The organism is Mycoplasmopsis bovigenitalium (assembly GCF_002356075.1).
Classification (GTDB): domain Bacteria; phylum Bacillota_I; class Bacilli_A; order Mycoplasmatales; family Metamycoplasmataceae; genus Mycoplasmopsis; species Mycoplasmopsis bovigenitalium_A.
In genome coordinates, this window is sequence record NZ_AP017902.1 from 447,872 (window position 1) to 466,688 (window position 18,817).

The window sequence follows — 18,817 nt, forward strand, 5'->3', positions numbered from 1 at the left end:
TTTTATTCGTTATATAAGCCTATTTGGTCTGGATGCAACGGATTTTCATTAATATCAATCCGAACTATATTACCTTTTTCAATATGCACAACTTTATGACACATTGCAGACATTGCTGGGTTGTGACTAACCATAATCACTGTTGTTTTTCAATCGCGATTTGCTTTGTAAAGAGAATTTAAAACAATTCTGGTTGTTTGCTCATCAAGTGCGCCGGTTGGTTCATCAGCAAAAATAATTTCAGCATTTTTTGATAAAGCTCTCATTATTGATACTCTTTGCTGCTGACCACCTGACATTTCAGTTGGAAACTTGTTAATCTCATCACTCATTCCATACTCTTTGAATAAATCGGTTAAATCCAGTCTTCTTGATAAATCTTTTTGAAGTCATGCTCCAGTCATCACATTATCAAAAGCATTCAAATTTTCCAATAAATTGTAATTTTGGAATATAAAACTTACCTTATCGCGTCTAAGTTTAGTAATTTCACGATCTGACATGTAGGGTAAATTTTTGTTTGCAACAATAATGTTGCCTTTAGTTGGCCTATCTAATCCTGAAATTAAGTTAAGCAATGTAGATTTACCCCCACCACTAATCCCTAAAATTAAAACAATTTCCCCAGCTTTAATTTCAAGGTTTATGTTGTTTAAAACTTTTGTTAACACATTGCCAGTTGAATAAATTTTGGTTACATTTTGAACTTCAATAATGTTGCCAGTTGAATTAGTTAAATTTTCGTTGCCATCTTTTTTTCGTTTTCTTCTGCCAATTCTGCGAATATATGAATAAGCACTTCAAGGAGCAGTAATATTTCTTTTGCCAGATTTTTCAAAAACATCCAAAACATTGTTTTTTGTAATTTTGGTCTCTAATGTAACAATTGAAGTTAAAGACTGCAAATCATTAAATTGCTTGTCTTCATCATTTAATTTTCTTTTTTTGTTCATTATTTTCCTTTCAGCAAGTCAACTGGCTTCATTTTATTTACACTAATTCAAGTAATAAACGAAGTAACAAAGAATATTAATAACATTATTAAAGTAGTTAATAAAACATAAATTGGTTTTAAAACTAGGTTAAGTGCCACACCAGAAAAACTTAGTAATGCAGCCTTGAATGAAGCCATAATAGCAATTGAAATTGGAATTGAAATTAATATCGCAACAACAATAAATGGAATATAAACAAGGAAGAACATTTTCAATTTTTCTCTATTTTTATAGCCCAATATTGACCAAATTGCAATATTTTTTTGATTTTCGCTAATTATTATTGTTGACATAATAATCAAAATAATTAGCGAAACATTGAAGCTTAGAACAATAATTGAAATAGTTATTGTTTGAATTGTATTGCTAATTTGACCGATGAATCCTGATTCAATTTCCTTAGAATCAATAGCACTTGAAAGCGCAATATAAACTTTATTTTCATATATATTAGCAAACTTGCTAATTGCTTGTTGTGGTTGCTCACGAATTGATTTATAGGCATTTTCGTCAAATTTATCTTTTGTAGGATCTAAGAACTTCATTATTTGATCTTGGTTTAGTGTTCTTGATAAAACACCATTTTTAGGATTGAATATTTGATCAAACATTGATTTTGTAGTTTCAATTGATTGTGCACCAGTGTTAAAAGTATCTATACTTGACCAGTAGCCGCTTCTTGAATACAATCCAGTAGATCCAGTTACTTGTAATGGGTTGGCATTATTTGTTAAAATACCATTAAACGGTGTATTATTGCCATTAGAAAACTTGTCTAAACCTATTAATTTATTTGCAGCATCAATAGTTGTTATAAATTCATTATTAACATACGTTGGATTAATACCAACAATTTTAAATCTAGCTTTATGTTTTATTGGTTTTTCGCCTATTTGTTTTAGTATTTCATTGTGATATCTATCAATATGGTTGTTTATTTGGATTTCAATAACATCATTTAGATTTAAATTATAGTTATCTGCTGCTACTTTGTTAATAACTAATGGGCTTAGTTGCTCATTGTTGAAGTTATACAATGATTCATATAAATTTTGCCCTTTATCATTTAACAATTTAACAAAATTGCTATCACGTTTATATCCATATACCTTAATATCTTTGCCTTTGTAATTAGATTTAATATATGAATAAACTTCGTCATGATTTTCGTTGAAATAAACCCCGCCAAAACTAATGAAATAATCATTAATTGTTGGGCCATATAATTCCCCAGCATCTTCGAGTCAATAATTGTATTGAATTGATTTTTCAATTGAATTCGTCGAAGGGCGTTTAATTAAATCTGGATTTTTTGTTTCCAAATTGATTCGATTTTGCAATGCTTTATAACCATTTAATAGGAATTTTCTATATAATTCACGCATTTTTTGTTCAGTAGTTACTGAACGCATTTCGTACTCGGTGCCGTTTCATTTCGCATAAACAAATTTACCTTGTTTTTCAAATGGTGAACGATAATATTTGAAAAAGTCTAAGTTATTGTCTTTTTCATCTTTTAATGAGACATATTTTGTAATTGGATTAATATCTCATTTATTTTTTGTGTTCTCAATTTGGGTTCTTTCAAGTAGAACACCAACACGGTCTCTATCTTTATCAATTTTTGCTTTTTGTGAGTCAGGCATTGAATTGTATGCGACTTGTCAAGGGTCAACCGAGACCCCAGCATCAACTTTTATTGATGCAGAAAATTGTGTCAAGATATGCGAATCATAATATGAATCTGTGTCATTTTTAATTCCATTAAGACCATTTTTATTGACTACATTTGAATATCCGGGTTTAAAGAAATCATTTAATTCACGTTGAGACTCTATTGAATCCCCGATCGGAGTATATAAGTTTTTGTAAAGATTTTCTGGTTGATAAGTTGTGTATAAACCACCTTCAATAGTTGGCGATTCTAAATCTATTTTGAATGAATAGTTTCTATTTTTGTATGTGTCTGAAACAGTTGTTTTAAACACATTGCTTGTAGCAATACCAAATATTGTAGCTGAACTTGTTAGTGCCACACTTGTTGAGAATGCAATAAGTTTTCAAATATTTCCAAGTGCCAGCACTGTTGAAAATCTTGATTTAACATTAGCGCGTTTTGTAAATTTATGATAATTGTGAATTATTTTTGATTTAGGAAGCTCAACTTGATTTGACATTAATTCTACTGGTTTGTATCTTAGTGAAACAAGCGCAACAATATAAATTAATATGCTCATTGAAATAAAAGGAACAAAGACTGTAAAAATCATTGCTATTCAGTCAAAATTAATTGTTTCTTTTGGCATTGTCCAGTAATTAGAAAACACACTCAACAGCGTTAATTGGAGCCTATTTCCAATTACATATCCCAATACTCCACCAATAATTGATGTAACCAAAGCAAATATAGTTAATGAAAGCGCAATTTGCGAAACACTATAACCTTGCGAAACTAAAATGCCTATAACTTTATTTTTGTTTGAAATGTATCTTTTTACAACAAAAATAATTGCAACACCAACAACAATAGATAAACCAGTAATCAACGCAGTTGTTGCCACTGATATTAACTTAATTATTGATTCAACAGTATTAAGTCTTAGCGCTCGTTCAGGGTTAATTGGGTCAATTTCTGTACTTAAAAATACTCTTTGTAATTTGTTTGAATCGCTAATTGATTTATCAACAATATTCGTTAGTTGAGCTTTTAATTCATTATTACTTAGTTTAGTAGAATTTTTAACTAAAAGTGCTTCCTTAACAACATTTCCGGCGTATGCTAATTTAATTCTGTCAAAGCCAGAATTATTCACATAAACAAGCGCTTGATTTGACGTATTCACTTGTAAATTGTTTTCATCCACAACAGGATACATGTAATCCACAGTTATATCTTGACCAACAATTACAAATTTTATTCCATTGACATTTAATAAATATTTTTCATCTAAATTGTTTATAAAATCATCAATTTTCAATGGATCACTAGGTATTTCTCCATTGAAAATTTCTTTGTTATTTTTAATTAAATAAGCATAATTCGCTTTAGCTACATAACTTGATGAACTATTAAATACAATTTCTTTTAATTCAGTTGGTTCAACTATATTTTGCAGTATATCGGGAATAATTTTTAATAAATTAATACCAAAAACCCTAGGAATTTTCAATGATTTTTCCTTTATATTTTCAATAGCTGGACCATCCATAACTAAATTCTTAGTTTTGTCCAAGTTTAATGGAATAAGCGATGTGTCTTTATCAGATAGAGCTAAATCAAGATAATTTGAAAGCAATTTAAACTCATTAGTATTCTCATTTGCCAATAACTCAAAATCAACAGTTCTATTTAAAACCAAGTAAGCAAGGTTTCCATTAATCAAACTTTCATTTTCTCTTTGCGAAGCTAAATAAGTAAGAGCAACTTCAGGAAATATAAATCTTAATATTGGATTAATTAAAATTTTATTAATACCAAAAATTTCAACAGGAATATTCACAACAATTTTAGAGGCTAAATTGAAGGCAATTGGTGCTATTGAATAAAACTCGGGTTTTGACAAGTAATTATCAACAAATTGTTTAACAATAGCATAGTAAATTCCTTGTGGGTATTGCTGATTTGCGCTGAATTTATGACTCGACGCAATCATAGCCAATTGATTGATTAAAAGTAGTTTATTATTTAAAATTCAATTTCTAAATTTTGGGTTATTTTCTGCTAAATTTTCAACATCTTTGTTTAAAAATTTGTTGTTTTCGTCAGCATTAAATAATGTGTTGTTATTTGGGTTTGAAAGCGCATCGGTTATATAGTAGTCGTTATTATTGACAAATGGAATGTTATCACCTCTTGATTTAGTTTGCATATGTTGCAAAATTGATGGTGATATAGCAAAATTTAATAAATCTTTAATAAATTTATTGGTTTCGGATTCGTTTACATCCTTATTTAAAAATATTTGCAATCAAGGAGTAAAAATATCAAACGCTTGCGCAGAAACTGAATAATCATTTTGAATGTCAAAACCGGCGTTTAAAGAAATTAGTTGTTTTAATAATTGTCAAGTAGTGTTACCATCATTGAAGCGAATTAAATCACCTAAAAGGTCGGCACCTGTTTTGTTTTTAGGCTCGACAAACGAATTCGAACCACCTTTTGTTTGCTTAATAAAGGCAATTAAATTATCTACTTTATTTAAAGCGTCTTGAATGGTATTTTTATCATTAAAAATTCCGAATTCTTTTATAAAACGAGTCTCTTCGTTATTTAGTAAATCAAAATTAATCGTTTTATCACTTTTTGAAATTTTATCTTTAATGTTCAATAAAAGTTGTTCATAAATATAGTTTTTAAACACTGTCGAACTGCTTGAATTATTTAGTCCACTAAATATTGATAGAAAATCAAGGAATGATAACTTATCATTGTCGGTTTTAGGAACAAATACTTTTGAACCATTTTGTGTTGTTTTTACTTCAACACTTGATGAAAGATTGAACATCTCAATTAGATTATTTTTAAACGTTCTATTTGAACCAGGGGCGTAAAATAGCGATTTTATAAATGCTAAAATACCATTTTTTGCTGAAATTTGGTTTAAAACAATATTATGTTTTTTTGAAACTTGTTTATTAGTTTCAACATCGAAATAGTTGTCAGTGTATTCTATAAATTTTTCAACTTGGTATTTATTTAATTCAGCAGAAAGGATTTCAAAGTCAACGCTATTTATAATATTAATTAATCCATTTTTGACGTTTATGAATTCATTATCTTTATTTTGGTCAATTTTACTTATTACTTTTTCAAGCCCATCGGATAGAGAAGGAACAAATTGCGACACTAATTTAAATATGATTGAATCACTATTTCTTATGTCAAAAATATATCTCATATCAAGATTATTAATTAATCCGGCAATTGAATTTTTAAATTGTTTTTGGTCAATTGATTCGAAAATTCATTTAATAACATCACCACTACTTAACTTATGAATGTAAGGCTGTTTATTTTCGGGGTGTAGTTTAGTTTTATTATTTGTTTGTTCAAAAAACACTCTTGCTTTTTCTGAAAGTTTTTTAAAATCGATCGAATTTATTAATTCAACAAGAGATTCGGAAAAAATTACTGGATTTTTTGAAGAATAAACGAGTGTTTTTGGTGAAATAAACTTACCTAAATCAATATTTATTGCTTCTTTTAGAACTGTAAAAAGATTTTTAACCTCAATTACTAGATTTTGTTTTTGCTCTTCAAGAGACCCGTTTCTTTTAACAGAAATCAAAGCTTGGTTCAGTACATTGTCTAAAATTAACTTCAGTAAATTACCTTTTTTATGGTGCGATAATTCATATAATAAGTCAAAAATTAATTCTGGCATGATGCCTTGATTTAATTTTCCGCTTGCAAAAACAGATGCAAAATTATGCTTATTCAATACAATTTTCAGTATATCGGTAATTTCCAATATTTGCTCATTTGTTAAAAATGATTTATTTAAAAGTTCCGATGTTAATAAATATTTCTCAATAGAATTTGCTAGCGCGTCAATTCTACCGTTAGCTAAAATATCTTGCATTAGCTCTGCTTTTGGTGATAAATATTTAATTGGAATATACTTGATGTTATTAAATTCTTTGCTTGATGTAACTCAACCCTCACCATCTGTTTTTATATATTTAAGTGCGATAGTTAATTTATTATTTTTCAAGAAATTATTTAATGTTCCAAAATCCATTCCTTCAACAGGCATTTTATTGAAATATTTAACGTTGTAGTTATTTTCATCTACTTTTTCAACCATCTTGAACTTGTTTGCAAAGCCAATAACACCATAATTTGTTTGCTCATTACTATGCAACTTATCATCATTACTATAGTTTGCCAATTTAACAATCTTTTTATTCAAAAATGTTTGTGTTTTGTTTGTTTCGGGATTAAAATCTATAACATTTTTAAACTCATATATAGGATTGATGAAGTTGGGGTCAGGATATAAATTTTTAAAAATAGAATTAATTAACAATGAAGAAATGTATGAGTTTAATTGAGTTGAATTGTATATTTGTTTATCTTCATTACTCAAAGTTGTCAGTGAAGTTGGGTGAGTTTTTTCATTATATAGCTCCCCCACATTCATTTTAATTCCAGAAATTGTGTGTGCATTATTTCCAGCATTGATAAAATGATATACATTTTGTTGATTTGTTTTTTCATCAACTGCGTTAACAGTTATTGTTTGTCTTATACCAACATTTTCTTCGCCAACTTTCGCTAGTATTTTATCAACAATAACCGATTTGGTTGATTCATAAGCCCTTGAATTTATTATTGAATATCTTTCATTTAAAATATTTTCATTCGAAAGATATTGCAATTTATTAATATCATCTAAATTATTGAATTTTTTAGCTACTCTATCATATAAGTTAGTTGAATAAATATCAATAATATTTTGCGAATTATTCTTGTCGATTTTATATTTATTTCCGTCCGGTCTTACTCTTGAGTCATCTGTTCATAATTTGATGGTTTTTAAATCTGCAAAATCAAAATTTGAACTAAGTGGCAGACTAATTGTTTTGGTTTTGTACTGATTTTCGTCAATTTCTCACTTGCCATCAGCAGTTCTTTTATATGGTTTTAATATTACAATTTTATTCTTTCTTCAATAATCAAATGTTTCTAGTTCATCCCAAACTTCATTTCTGTTTGCAACATTAATTTTTCCAAGCGAATCCATATATGTTTTAAATGCACCGGTTCACTTTTCTTTACCGAATCCTTCGACAAAACTTGTGTAATAGTTGTCGCGTAAAAATACTGTTTTTAAAGTAGTTTTTGATACTCAAGAAGGAGAAATATTATACTTTTTGTTTGCTTCAAGATTTATGTACGAATTAAAGCTTTTTGAGAAATTTTCATTGAAAATTTGTTTAAATTCAAACTCGTTTTTTAATGAGGTTTTTTCATTAATTTGTTGAATATTTTCAACATCAACTAGGGATAAAAATTTGTCTTTGTCCCCAATTACGTATGAATAATATTGAGCATCGTGTGGGTTAGAAGATGCTCTTTTTAGACCTAAAGCACTTATTATTTTATTTGCATTAATTACTATGCCTTCGTCGTTATTAATTCAAAATTGACCAATTTTATAGTCTGAAGTTATTGTGTTATGTTTAATATTTGCATAAAGATTCGATATTTGAGAAAAATAACTAACATTGTCAATGTTTGTAATAGTTAAAATATCACCAAGTTTTATATTATTTTGTGTTTTAAATTTTTCGTTAACATTTACATCAATTTTATCTTGAGCAGGTTGATAGTTTTTTCCATCAAATTTGTAAAGTTGTCATTTAAGAGGTTTTTGTGTTGAAAAATTAAAGTTCTCAACAAATTTTAAATCGAAATTTATTGTCTGTTCTTTGTGATTTTGTTGTTCGGCTTTATAAACTGAATACAATTTAAGTAAATCGTCTTTTTTTACAAACAAGTCTAAATATTTTGGATCATTTATTCCTAATTCATTGATTTTTATGTATGAATTAATCAAAGAAGAATCAAGGTCATTGAATTCTTTGAATCTATATTCATTGAAAATTTCTTTATATTTATTAAAAGAAGATTCATCAACTTGATAAATGATTGGCGAATATGAAGTCTTTTTATCTTTTGCAAGTGTTTCACTTGTTTCGCCATTTATATAATAACCTTGATTATACGGAGAACCTTGATTAGGCAAATTTAAATCAACACTAACATCGTGCAATTTTGAAACGTTCTTGTAATTATCAAACCCGCCAGAAATAACATTTTTAACACTTGATAATAGTGTAAATATAGCAGAAGTTAAAAAAACTAATATACTTAGCCCAATAACAACTACTTTATTCTTTCTAAGCGATCTTAATACTTCTTTAAATAATCTTCACATTAGGCCTCTTATAAATTATGTATTAAATTATAAATTTAATTTTTTATAAGAAAACAAAAAAACTAACCCCGAAAATGGGCTAGTTTAAGACGAAATTATTGTTCGTTAATTACAAAAATTTCATCACCAACAGTAATTTCTTGACCTGGTTCAATTAGAACTTCGGCAACTGTACCTGTTGTAGGTGCAGGAATGTCTGATGTCATTTTGTCAGTTTCAACTGAGAATAATACATCACCTTCTTTAACAGCGTCTCCAACTTTAACGAAAACTTCTGCTACTTTTCCTTCGTGTAGACCTTCACCAATGTCTGTAAATTTCATTCTAAACATATTATAATTCTCCTAACAATTCTGGTTTTTCCAGTAATTCTAAAATTCTATTATTTAAACGAGCCATATCTGCACCATCAACTCAACGGTGATCAGCGGCTATAGTAGTGTAAAGTTGTTTTGTTGGCGCAAAAGTGCCATCTTTATTAACTTTAACTTCATCAGCAATTGTTCCAACTGCTACAATTCCAACTTGTCCTAAGTTTGGAATTGGATTACCAAACATTGCTCCTACTGAACCAACGTTTGTAATTGTAAAGTGGCCGCCAGCCATATCTTTCATTGTAAGTTTTCTATTTTGTGCTAAATCCGCAACACGAATAATTTCTTTTTGTATTTCAACAATACTTAATTTTTCAGTTTCACGAATAACTGGCACAACAAGACCAAACGGTGTATCCACTGCAATATTAATGTTTACAGTATCTGGGTATGTAACTTCACCAGTTTCTGCATTTCAATTTCCTAAAAAAGCTGGAAATTCAGTCAATGCGATTGCTGTAGCTTTAATAATTCAAGATAAAAATGTTAATTTAACACCATGTTTTTCTTGAACACTAGCTAAATTAGCTTTACGATAATCTCATAAATTAGACACATCGCCTTTACGTGTTAATGATACGTAAGCGATTGAATCCATTACTTGTTTTAGGTTTTTTGCTATAGCTTTACGAATTGGGGCTATTTTTTCGGTTTTAGCTTCCAATGCTTTTGGTTGAATAATTTCTGCCATATTTATTCCTTCAATTATTTTTCAGCTTTAGCTTTTAATCTTTCTAAGATAGCTTTTTCACGTGGTGTAAGTTCACCATCTTTTTTAACAACGTCCGCAACAGGTTCTGTTTTTTTTGTAGGTTTTTTAAATGATGAAAGATCTAGTAATTCATCTGAAACTTTAATTAGACCAACAACTGCTGGCGCACTTTCTTGTTTTTTTTCTTCGTTTTGATTTGACATAATGCTAGCCTCCTATGTTTTTTTAATCTAAATTCGAATTTATTTAGCAATTATTATTTAACTTAACATCGTATGCATCCGAATATTAAATAATAAAATTGCTTTCTTAATTATAATATAAAATTAAAAAGAATTAATTTCATATTTATAAAAATGAAAACGATTTCATTTTGCACCTATCTATTCATTTTTCAATTGAAAAAGAAAAAAAGCCCTTTTAATATAAGTGCTTTTATCTATCGATTTTAAATATAAATAAATATGTCCTTGCCATCATTATTAGAGCCATAATAGTGTCGAGCTAAATTTATTAGTTCTTTTGGTTTTATCTCCTCAGCAACAAAATTAATATGGCTTTCGTTTTGAGAAACAATGAAATATATATTTCTTTTTCCTTCTTGTTTATCATTTTTTAAATAGTTTATTTGAAATTGTTTGTTGTTATTTTGGGCTGGTTTTTTTCTATTATATATCTTAACAAATTGACCAAAAGGCATCAATTTCAAGTCTCTTCGAATAGTAATTTGTTTTAAAATAAATTCATCATCAGAACCCAAATCTTTAATTGAATATGAATAATTGTAATCATTATCAAAGGTACTACTTGATCAAATTTTTATACTATCTTTATACTTTTTAACATCTGTGATGTAGAAATCATTATACACTGTGTATTTATCTCAGTAAATACTGTGAAAATTGTTATCTATTCAATACTTATTGCCTATTCTGCCAGAATTTATTTGACCATAATTATCATTAATAACCGGCGGTCTTTTTTTATGACTGAGCACAAAATCACCATAAGATTGCATTTTATATTTTGTTTCTTTATAATTCAAGGGCTCTTGATAGAATATGTTCGAATGATGCTCAATATTAAACTCATTTTGAAAGAAATTATCAAGTGAAATAACATTGGAAGAAATTTCACTAGATTTTTCATTTTTAATGTAACTAAGTGGTTGATAATCTTTTCAAGTTTTTTTATTGAACTCGAATGAATTTAGTCCTAAAAATGATATATATTCCGTGTTATAAAAATAAGATTTACTGTCTATATTTTCAAAAAAATCTTTATATAAATGATATATGCCTTCATATTTATAAGGTTCATAGTTATCAGTTACAGAAACATTGTATACCGTGGGTTTGAAAACTTTCGTTTTTTTATATTAAATTTCAGGCTAAAGTCTCTGCTTATTAATTTTTGAGCTCTTTTCTGTTCATCACTATATTCAAACTTATTAGCACAACTGCTAACAGCTAAAAGCGGAAATATTAGTGGAATCAGTAATAATTTAACCATTATTTGACCTCTATTTCTATTGAATTGAATTTGTACGCCCTTATTCAATGAATATTGTCGAATTATTTTTATACTTAAATTATACTTAATACCTCTATAATGCTTTAAACAAAAAAATATATTATTGGTGTATGGAAAAAATTTTTTTTATTTTATAAACGATATTTTTTAATGAGAATTTTTCTTATAAACTCATATTTATATTGAATGCAAAAATTTGCTAATTAAAAAAAATTTAATAAAAATAAAAAAATGAAATATAAAATCAAAATATGTAAAAAATTCCATACTTTAATAATAAAATTATAAACATATAAATAAAAGGAGAGATTATGGCAAATTTTAGTCAACACATTCAAAATTTATTAACAAAAAAATCAAAAGATAGAGTACTAAGTGTTTTATTTATTGACGGTGATGATAAAAGATCACGAGAAGCCGCAATATTTTTACAAGAAAATAAACTAGCTAAACCAATAATGCTTTTAGAAAATGAATCGCAAATTGTTGAAGATGGATTAAAAAACATAATAATGTCGCAACAATCAGAAAAAATCGATGAATATGCAAACAAAATGTTTGAATTAAGAAAAGGTAAAGAAGATTTGGAAACTTGCAAAAAACTATGTGCTTATAGACCATATTTTGGTGCAATGATGATTAGAACAAAAGAAGTTGAAAGTGCAGTTGGCGGGTTGATTTATTCAACTCAAGATATTTTAAGAGCTGCATTTAAGTGCGTAGGCCCTAAACCTGGAATTAAAACAATGTCTTCAGTTATTGTTATGCACAAAGGTGAAGAAAAAATTATTTTTACAGACCCTTCAACAGTTCAAAAACCAGATGTTAACCAATTGGTTGATATAGCAACAAATGCCATTGATTTCGCAAAATCAATGGATATGAATCCTTTAGCTGGTTTTTTAACTTATTCAACTAATGGTTCTGGTAAGGGAGAAAACCCAGATTTAGTAAGAGAAGCAGTAAAAATTTCAATGGAAAAAGGATTGGAAATTATTGAAGGTGAACTTCAATTTGACTCAGCATACGACTTAAATGTTAGATCGAAAAAATTCCCAACCGCAACACAAAAACCAGCAGGAATATTTGTATTCCCTAACCTTGAAAGCTGCAACATTGGCTGCAAAATTGCACAAAGAATGGGTGATTATGGTGCAGTAGGTGCAATTATGGTAGGTGTAAACGGAGCAATCAATGATTTCAGTCGTGGAGCAACCGTACAAGATGTAATCGATGTTACCTCAATAACTATTTTGAAAGGTTATGATTTCTTATAATGAAAAAAATATTAACAATAAATGCGGGAAGTTCAAGTTTAAAATGAGCTCTTTATTCATATACTAAACTTGAATTACTTGCAAAAGGGCTTTGCGAAAGAATAAGACTAGACGGTAACATTATTATTAAATACGATAACAAATCTTATGAACACAAAGTTGATATGCCAGACCACACAACAGCTGTTCGTGAGTTAATGAAACTTTGAGAAAAATATAACATAATAAACAACTTCGATGAAATCGAAGTAATTGGTTTTAGAACCCCTTATTCAGGTCATAAGTTTTTATCACCAGTTGTTTATGATGAAGAAGTTAAAAAAGGTATTGAAGAAGCTGCAAAATTTATACCTTTGCACGCGCCTGCAACACTAGATGCAGTTGGCGCGTTTGAAGAATGTTTACCTAAAGTTACAAAAGTTATTTGCCAAGACACAGCATTCCACACAACACTACCTGAAATAACAAGAAATTTTGCAATCAATAAAGATTGAGCCAAAAAATACCACATATATAAGTTTGGATACCATGGTTTAAGTCACGATTATATTACTCACAAAATGGAAAAAGTTCTAAACAAAAAGAAAGTTAATATAGTTGTTGCGCACCTTGGATCTGGTAGCTCTATTTGTGCGATTAAAGATTCCAAATCAATTGATATTACAGTAGGATTCAGCTCATATGATGGGTTAATGATGGGAACTAGAGCTGGTGGAATCGACCCAGGTATTACTGATTATTTAGTTAGAGTTGAGGGTGCTGATATTCAAGAAGTTCAAGATATGATGGTTAAAAAATCAGGTTTATTGGGTATTTCTGGAATATCAAACGATATTAGAGATTTACACAAAGTTTATGACACTGACCAAAATGCAAAATTAGCAATTGATATGTTTGTCGCAAGATGTGTTGATTATATAGCAAATTATTTAAACAAAATTGGACCACGTATTGACGCACTTGTCTTTACTGCGGGTATCGGTGAAAACGATAATATAATTAGAGACATGATTGTCCAAGGAATTAATGCTCATAGAATTAAAATTTCGATGCCAAAAAACAATATGTCTTATGATGACTATCTAAAAATTTCGACCGATGGTTCTGAATTTCCTATTTATAAGGTAAAAACAGATGAAGAAATTGTTATTGCAAAATATGCTAAAAATTTAATGAAAAATAAATTCTAATTTTCTCAAACAAAAAAAGTTAACACGAAATGGTTAACTTTTTTTGTTTGAATTTTTGCAATATGCATATGGTGCCGAATACGAGAATCGAACTCGTGGCTACTGATTACGAGTCAGCTGCTTTACCACTAAGCGAATCCGGCATAAAACAGCACTAAACTGTTTTTAATAATATTGTTTGTTTTTTCCCTTTTTTAAAGATGGCGTATTTTTTAGAGTAATTTTGTGGTTCATAAATGGTGCTTTCATCAATACTTTTGCCATCAATTTTAAGGGCATTGTTTTCAATAAATTCTCTTGCTTCACGTTTGGAACTTATAATATTTTGCTTGATTAATGAATCAATAATGTTGTCGCCAATTGATAAATTAGCAACTTTTAAGTAATTTTCCAAGTTTTGAATTTCTTCAACTTTAAGCTGTGTTGCATCAAATGTTTTATCAAATAATATCTTTGTGATGTTAAGGGAATTAATAGCTTCTTGTTCACCAAAAATATCACTAACAACCGCAAACGCAAGTTTATATTGTGCATAGTGATTTGAAGGATTTTTTGCGTGTTCAATCATAATTTGTTTAATTTCGTCAATTTCAATGAAAGTTAATCACAATAATAATTTTTCAACCACTGCGTCACTTTTATTAAATAAGTATTGATACATTTGAAATGGAGATGCCATTTTTTTATCTAACCATAAAGAGCCACCACCAGTGCTTTTACCAATTTTGTGGCCATTTTCATCGGTTAATAAATCAATAGTTATCCCAACTGCTTTAGCTTCTTTTTCACCAACAACATCGCTTATTATATCTAGACCAGTAGTTATATTCCCTCATTGATCAGAGCCGCCAACTTGAACACGAACATTATGGTTTTTATATAAATGTAAAAAGTCATATCCTTGCAATAGTTGATATGTAAACTCTGTGAATGATAAACCTCTTTCAATTCTTGATGAAACAGAATCCTTAGCCAACATATACGAAATATTTACTAATTTTCCCGCTTCTCTTAGAAAATCTAAAATATTCATATTTTTATAAATATCATAGTTATCAAAAACAGTTAAACCAAAACTTTCTAACTGATTTTTGATTTTAGATTTATTTAAATGAACTTGTTCGTTATTCAATAATTTTCGTTCAGAATCTCTAAACGAAGGATCGCCAATCATTCCAGTAGCGCCGCCAATTAAAGCAATAGTGTTGAAACCCGCTTTTTGAAATCTTTTTAATACAGAAATAATAATGTAATTTCCTAAGTGTAGACTCTCAGCGGTTGGGTCAAAGCCAGCATAAACATTAATTTTTGAAGGTTCAAGGTTATTAAATTTTTCTTCATTACTAATTTGTTTTAATATTCCTCTGGTTTTTAATTCATCTAAAAATTTCATGATTCTCCTAGCATAACAATTCTTTATAAACTAATTCAATATTTTTACCAATATACTCATTTTTCAATTCAATTGGAATATTATCAATTACATTATTTTCGAATAAGTTTTCTTTATCATTTAAACCCAATGATTTTGCACTACATAGCATTCCATCACTTGAAATACCCATAACTTCATTTGTTTTGATTTCCATACCTTGTGGAGTAATACTTCCCGACTGATATCAAGCCAAATATTTTTCAGTTGTTGTATACAATGTATTTGTAACTATTTTGTCTATTTTGGTGCCAAAATCAACATCAAGTATAAATAATTTCTCTGATTTAGGATGAGTGTTTCGAGCAACAATTTTACCAATTTTAATATTTGCCTTATCTTCCATCACTAATGAAGTTGGACAATTAGCTAATATCTTATCAAAAAGATTTTGGTTCACAATAGACCATTGTTTACTTGTTATTTCTTTTTCACTAACAATTGTTACATATCCAACTTTTTTAGTTTCAGAATCAAAATTATAAACATATAATGTTCCCGATTCATTTATCTTTTCAATTGAATTAGTCAAAATGTTGCAATCAAATACAACCTCATAAGTATTGTTAAAATTCTTGTTTAAGTTTATTAAAATAGCCATAATCTAATTATATACATTTAGTTATTAATATATAGAATTAATATAAAACAAGCCTTGCAGCTTGTTAAGTATTGTTATTTTGATAATTCCATTTTTAAGTGTGCTGCTCTTACTGCCTCTCAAACAATTTCATTGAATGTCGGGTGAGGGTGAGTTGTGTATGTAACATCTGATACAGTTAGTTTATGTTCCATAGCAAGTCCAATTTCAGCAATATAGTCAGTTGCGTTAGCACCTACAATTGAAGCACCTAGAATTAGCCCTGTTGCTTTGTCTACAACTAGTTTGCAGAATCCTGATGTGTCACGAGTTGCAATACCTTTTCCTAAGTAACCAAATGAATATTTTGATGAAAATGCGTCATAACCAAGTTCTTTAGCTTTTTCTTCAGTAATACCGATAATTGAAATTTCAGGATGTGTGTAAATGCAGCCCGGAACTGGTTTGCTTAATTCGTATTTAACATCGTGTCCTAAAATATGAGCAACCGCAGTTAATGCGTGTTGATATGCAACGTGTGCTAACATGTTTTGAGCTGTTAAATCACCAATAGCATAAACACCTTCAACATTAGTTCTTAGGTATTCATCAACAATAACTTCTTGTCTTTGTCCAATTTCAACACCTGTATTTTCTAGATTTTGAGAGTTTGGAATACGCCCAACAGCGATTAGATATACATCAGCTGAAATTGTTTTAGTTTCACCATTTGTTTCGTAAACAAGCTCTTTTTGATCATTTAGTGCTGTTGTTGACGCATTGTAAATTACTTCAATTCCACGAGCTGTAAAGTGTTTTGTAATTTCTTTAATAACGTCTTTATCTAATCCAGTTAGTAATGAATCTGTATTTTGGATAATTGTTACTTTTGAGCCTGCTGTTGCAAATACTTGTGCAAATTCAACGCCAATAACTCCACCACCTACAATAACAACTGATTTTGGTAATTCCTTATCAAAATTGATTGCTTCTTTTGAAGATAGAACTTTGAAATCTTTGTATCCTTGTTCAAATCCTTGCAATTTATCAAGTTTACGCGCACGGCTTCCCATTGCCATAATAATATTTTGAGCTTTGTAAATTTTGTCGTTAACTTTGACAACATGAGATGCTAATCACTCAGCAGTCCCTTCAGCAATAGTAACTTTGCTTCCTTTCATAAGCATTTTTACACCGCCCGAAATTTGTTTAACCACAGCAGCTTTTCTTTCGTGCATTTTTACTCAAGTTGCTTGGTTGTCAATCTTAATATCTTCTAAGTTTGCAACAATTCCATAGCTAGCAGCATCTTTTATTGTGTCAATTACGTGTGCAGAAGCTAACATTGCTTTAGTTGGAATACATCCAACATTTAAACAAACACCACCTCAGAATTCTTTTTCAATAATTAATGTTTTTTTGCCTGATTTACCTAATTCTTCAGCAGCTAAATAACCCCCAGGGCCAGCTCCAACGACAATTACATCAAATTCTTCATCAATGTGCCCAGTGTATTGAACACCTTTTTCGCTAAAAGCTTTTTTCATATTTTTCCCCTTTTAAATAAGCTAATATAAAATAATAAACATATTATAATTAAGAAATCAATTTCACAAATTAAAAAGGGCTTTTTATCTTAAATTTCCACAAAATATTTATAATTAGAATATGTCAAAAAATAATGTTATCGAAATAAAAATTGAAATCCCAAAGGGATCAAATATTAAATACGAATTTGACCGTGCAGATGGTCAAATTCACGTTGATAGAATTTTAAGAGGAGATTTTGTTTACCCAGCTAACTACGGGTTTATTCCTAATGCTCTTGACTGAGACGGTGATGAATTAGATGTTTTAGTTTATTCACCAGAAAAATTCATTCCCGGAGTTGTATTGAATGCAAGAATTATCGGAGCAATGAAAATGATTGATTCGGGCGAAACTGATACAAAATTAATTGCTGTTCACGCAGATGATTATCGCTTAGAGTCAATTAATAAACTTGAAGAGCTTCCTGAACCATTCTTAAGAGATGTTGAAACATTTTTTAACAATTACAAAAATTGAAAAAAACCTGGTTCAACAAAAGTTACAGGTTTTGAAGGTATTGAATGAGCATTGGAAGAACTTGACGAATGCATTCATTTAATGAATGAATACGGAAAAATGCCTAAAAAAGAATTCGTTGCTAAAATGATGAAAGAGCACCCAGAAAAATACGAATTTTAATTCTTGCCCCTTTTAAAAGGGGTTTTATTTTTCAATAAAAAATCCAAAAGAAAATATCTGAAAATTTATTAAAAAATTCCTTTTAGTCGACAATCTCAACATTAAATAATATAATTTAAATAAGGAGTTGGTAGCTCCTAAATACAATTACTAGAAAGGAAGAATTATGAGTAAAAGTATAAATGCACTAAGAAAAGAAAGTCAACTTAAAACAATGATTGCTCAGATTGTAACAACAGAATTAACTAATTCAAATATTATCAATCCAACTGTTGTTGATTGTGAACTTTCTGCCGATTCTTCACACGCTAAAGTATTTGTAACCTTTAGTGAAAAATCAAGCGATGGAATTGAGGCAATTAGAAATGCTGCTGGTTTTATTCGAAAAACACTAGCGCACTCTCTAGATTGACGCAAAGTTCCTGAACTTCATTTTGAACTAGATACCGTCATTGATGGCGCTATGAAAATTGAAAAAATTTTAGAGCAAATCAAACACGAAAATGACTAATTCATTTTCAAACCGGGTTCCCCGGTTTTTTAAATAAAAAT

The 18,817-nt window shown here is 29.0% G+C and carries 12 protein-coding genes, 1 tRNA gene and 1 pseudogene; 4 read left to right on the forward strand and 10 right to left on the reverse strand.

Translation table 4 applies throughout. From position 1 onward, the window contains the following. Positions 1-2: 2 nt before the first annotated feature. The 6 genes and pseudogenes from MBVG596_RS01970 to MBVG596_RS01995 form a co-directional block, all read right to left on the reverse strand. A complete protein-coding gene (locus tag MBVG596_RS01970; RefSeq protein WP_096386471.1) occupies positions 3-953 on the reverse strand; it encodes an ABC transporter ATP-binding protein in 951 nt (316 codons plus the stop codon). Then, positions 953-8,938 (reverse strand): FtsX-like permease family protein, encoded by a 7,986-nt coding sequence (locus MBVG596_RS01975; protein ID WP_096386476.1) that lies wholly within the window; start codon positions 8,936-8,938, stop codon positions 953-955. The genes MBVG596_RS01970 and MBVG596_RS01975 overlap by 1 nt, the downstream gene beginning before the upstream one ends. A gap of 101 nt (positions 8,939-9,039) precedes the next feature. Continuing rightward, positions 9,040-9,270, reverse strand: a pseudogene (locus MBVG596_RS01980) (biotin/lipoyl-containing protein); the annotation flags it as partial. 1 nt (position 9,271) lies between these two features. After that, positions 9,272-10,003, reverse strand: coding sequence for a 2-oxo acid dehydrogenase subunit E2 (locus MBVG596_RS01985; RefSeq protein ID WP_096386479.1), 732 nt, complete (start codon positions 10,001-10,003; stop codon positions 9,272-9,274). A 14-nt stretch (positions 10,004-10,017) separates the two neighbouring features. Beyond that, entirely contained in the window at positions 10,018-10,227 is a 210-nt protein-coding gene (locus MBVG596_RS01990; protein ID WP_096386484.1) for a hypothetical protein, read from the reverse strand. 245 nt (positions 10,228-10,472) lie between these two features. After that, positions 10,473-11,069 (reverse strand): hypothetical protein, encoded by a 597-nt coding sequence (locus tag MBVG596_RS01995; RefSeq protein ID WP_096386487.1) that lies wholly within the window; start codon positions 11,067-11,069, stop codon positions 10,473-10,475. Positions 11,070-11,868: 799 nt separating this feature from the next. Here MBVG596_RS01995 and MBVG596_RS02000 point away from each other — a divergent pair. Then, a complete protein-coding gene (locus MBVG596_RS02000) occupies positions 11,869-12,834 on the forward strand; it encodes a phosphate acyltransferase (protein ID WP_096386492.1) in 966 nt (321 codons plus the stop codon). After that, the gene (locus MBVG596_RS02005) at positions 12,834-14,024 is read left to right on the forward strand and encodes an acetate/propionate family kinase (RefSeq protein ID WP_096386496.1); all 1,191 of its coding nucleotides are present in this window, start codon (positions 12,834-12,836) and stop codon (positions 14,022-14,024) included. Before MBVG596_RS02000 ends, MBVG596_RS02005 begins: the two co-directional genes overlap by 1 nt. Before the next feature lie 69 nt (positions 14,025-14,093). Here MBVG596_RS02005 and MBVG596_RS02010 read toward each other — a convergent pair. The 4 genes from MBVG596_RS02010 to lpdA all read right to left on the reverse strand — a co-directional run bounded on the left by MBVG596_RS02010 (position 14,094) and on the right by lpdA (position 17,583). Beyond that, positions 14,094-14,167, reverse strand: a tRNA-Thr gene (locus MBVG596_RS02010). Between the two features lie 11 nt (positions 14,168-14,178). Beyond that, positions 14,179-15,417: a tyrosine--tRNA ligase gene (gene tyrS, locus MBVG596_RS02015; protein WP_096386499.1), complete on the reverse strand. Its 1,239-nt coding sequence runs from the start codon at positions 15,415-15,417 to the stop codon at positions 14,179-14,181. Between the two features lie 7 nt (positions 15,418-15,424). Then, complete coding sequence (gene tapR, locus MBVG596_RS02020; protein ID WP_096386504.1) at positions 15,425-16,057, reverse strand: TyrS-associated PheT N-terminal domain-related protein TapR; 633 nt, start codon at positions 16,055-16,057, stop codon at positions 15,425-15,427. Positions 16,058-16,131: 74 nt separating this feature from the next. Next, a complete protein-coding gene (gene lpdA, locus MBVG596_RS02025) occupies positions 16,132-17,583 on the reverse strand; it encodes a dihydrolipoyl dehydrogenase (RefSeq protein WP_096386509.1) in 1,452 nt (483 codons plus the stop codon). A 121-nt stretch (positions 17,584-17,704) separates the two neighbouring features. On the opposite strand from lpdA, the gene MBVG596_RS02030 reads away from it, so the two are divergent. Both MBVG596_RS02030 and rbfA read left to right on the forward strand, forming a co-directional pair. Then, positions 17,705-18,265: an inorganic diphosphatase gene (locus tag MBVG596_RS02030; RefSeq protein ID WP_096386514.1), complete on the forward strand. Its 561-nt coding sequence runs from the start codon at positions 17,705-17,707 to the stop codon at positions 18,263-18,265. 166 nt (positions 18,266-18,431) lie between these two features. Beyond that, a complete protein-coding gene (gene rbfA, locus MBVG596_RS02035) occupies positions 18,432-18,776 on the forward strand; it encodes a 30S ribosome-binding factor RbfA (protein WP_004420690.1) in 345 nt (114 codons plus the stop codon). Positions 18,777-18,817 lie beyond the last annotated feature (41 nt).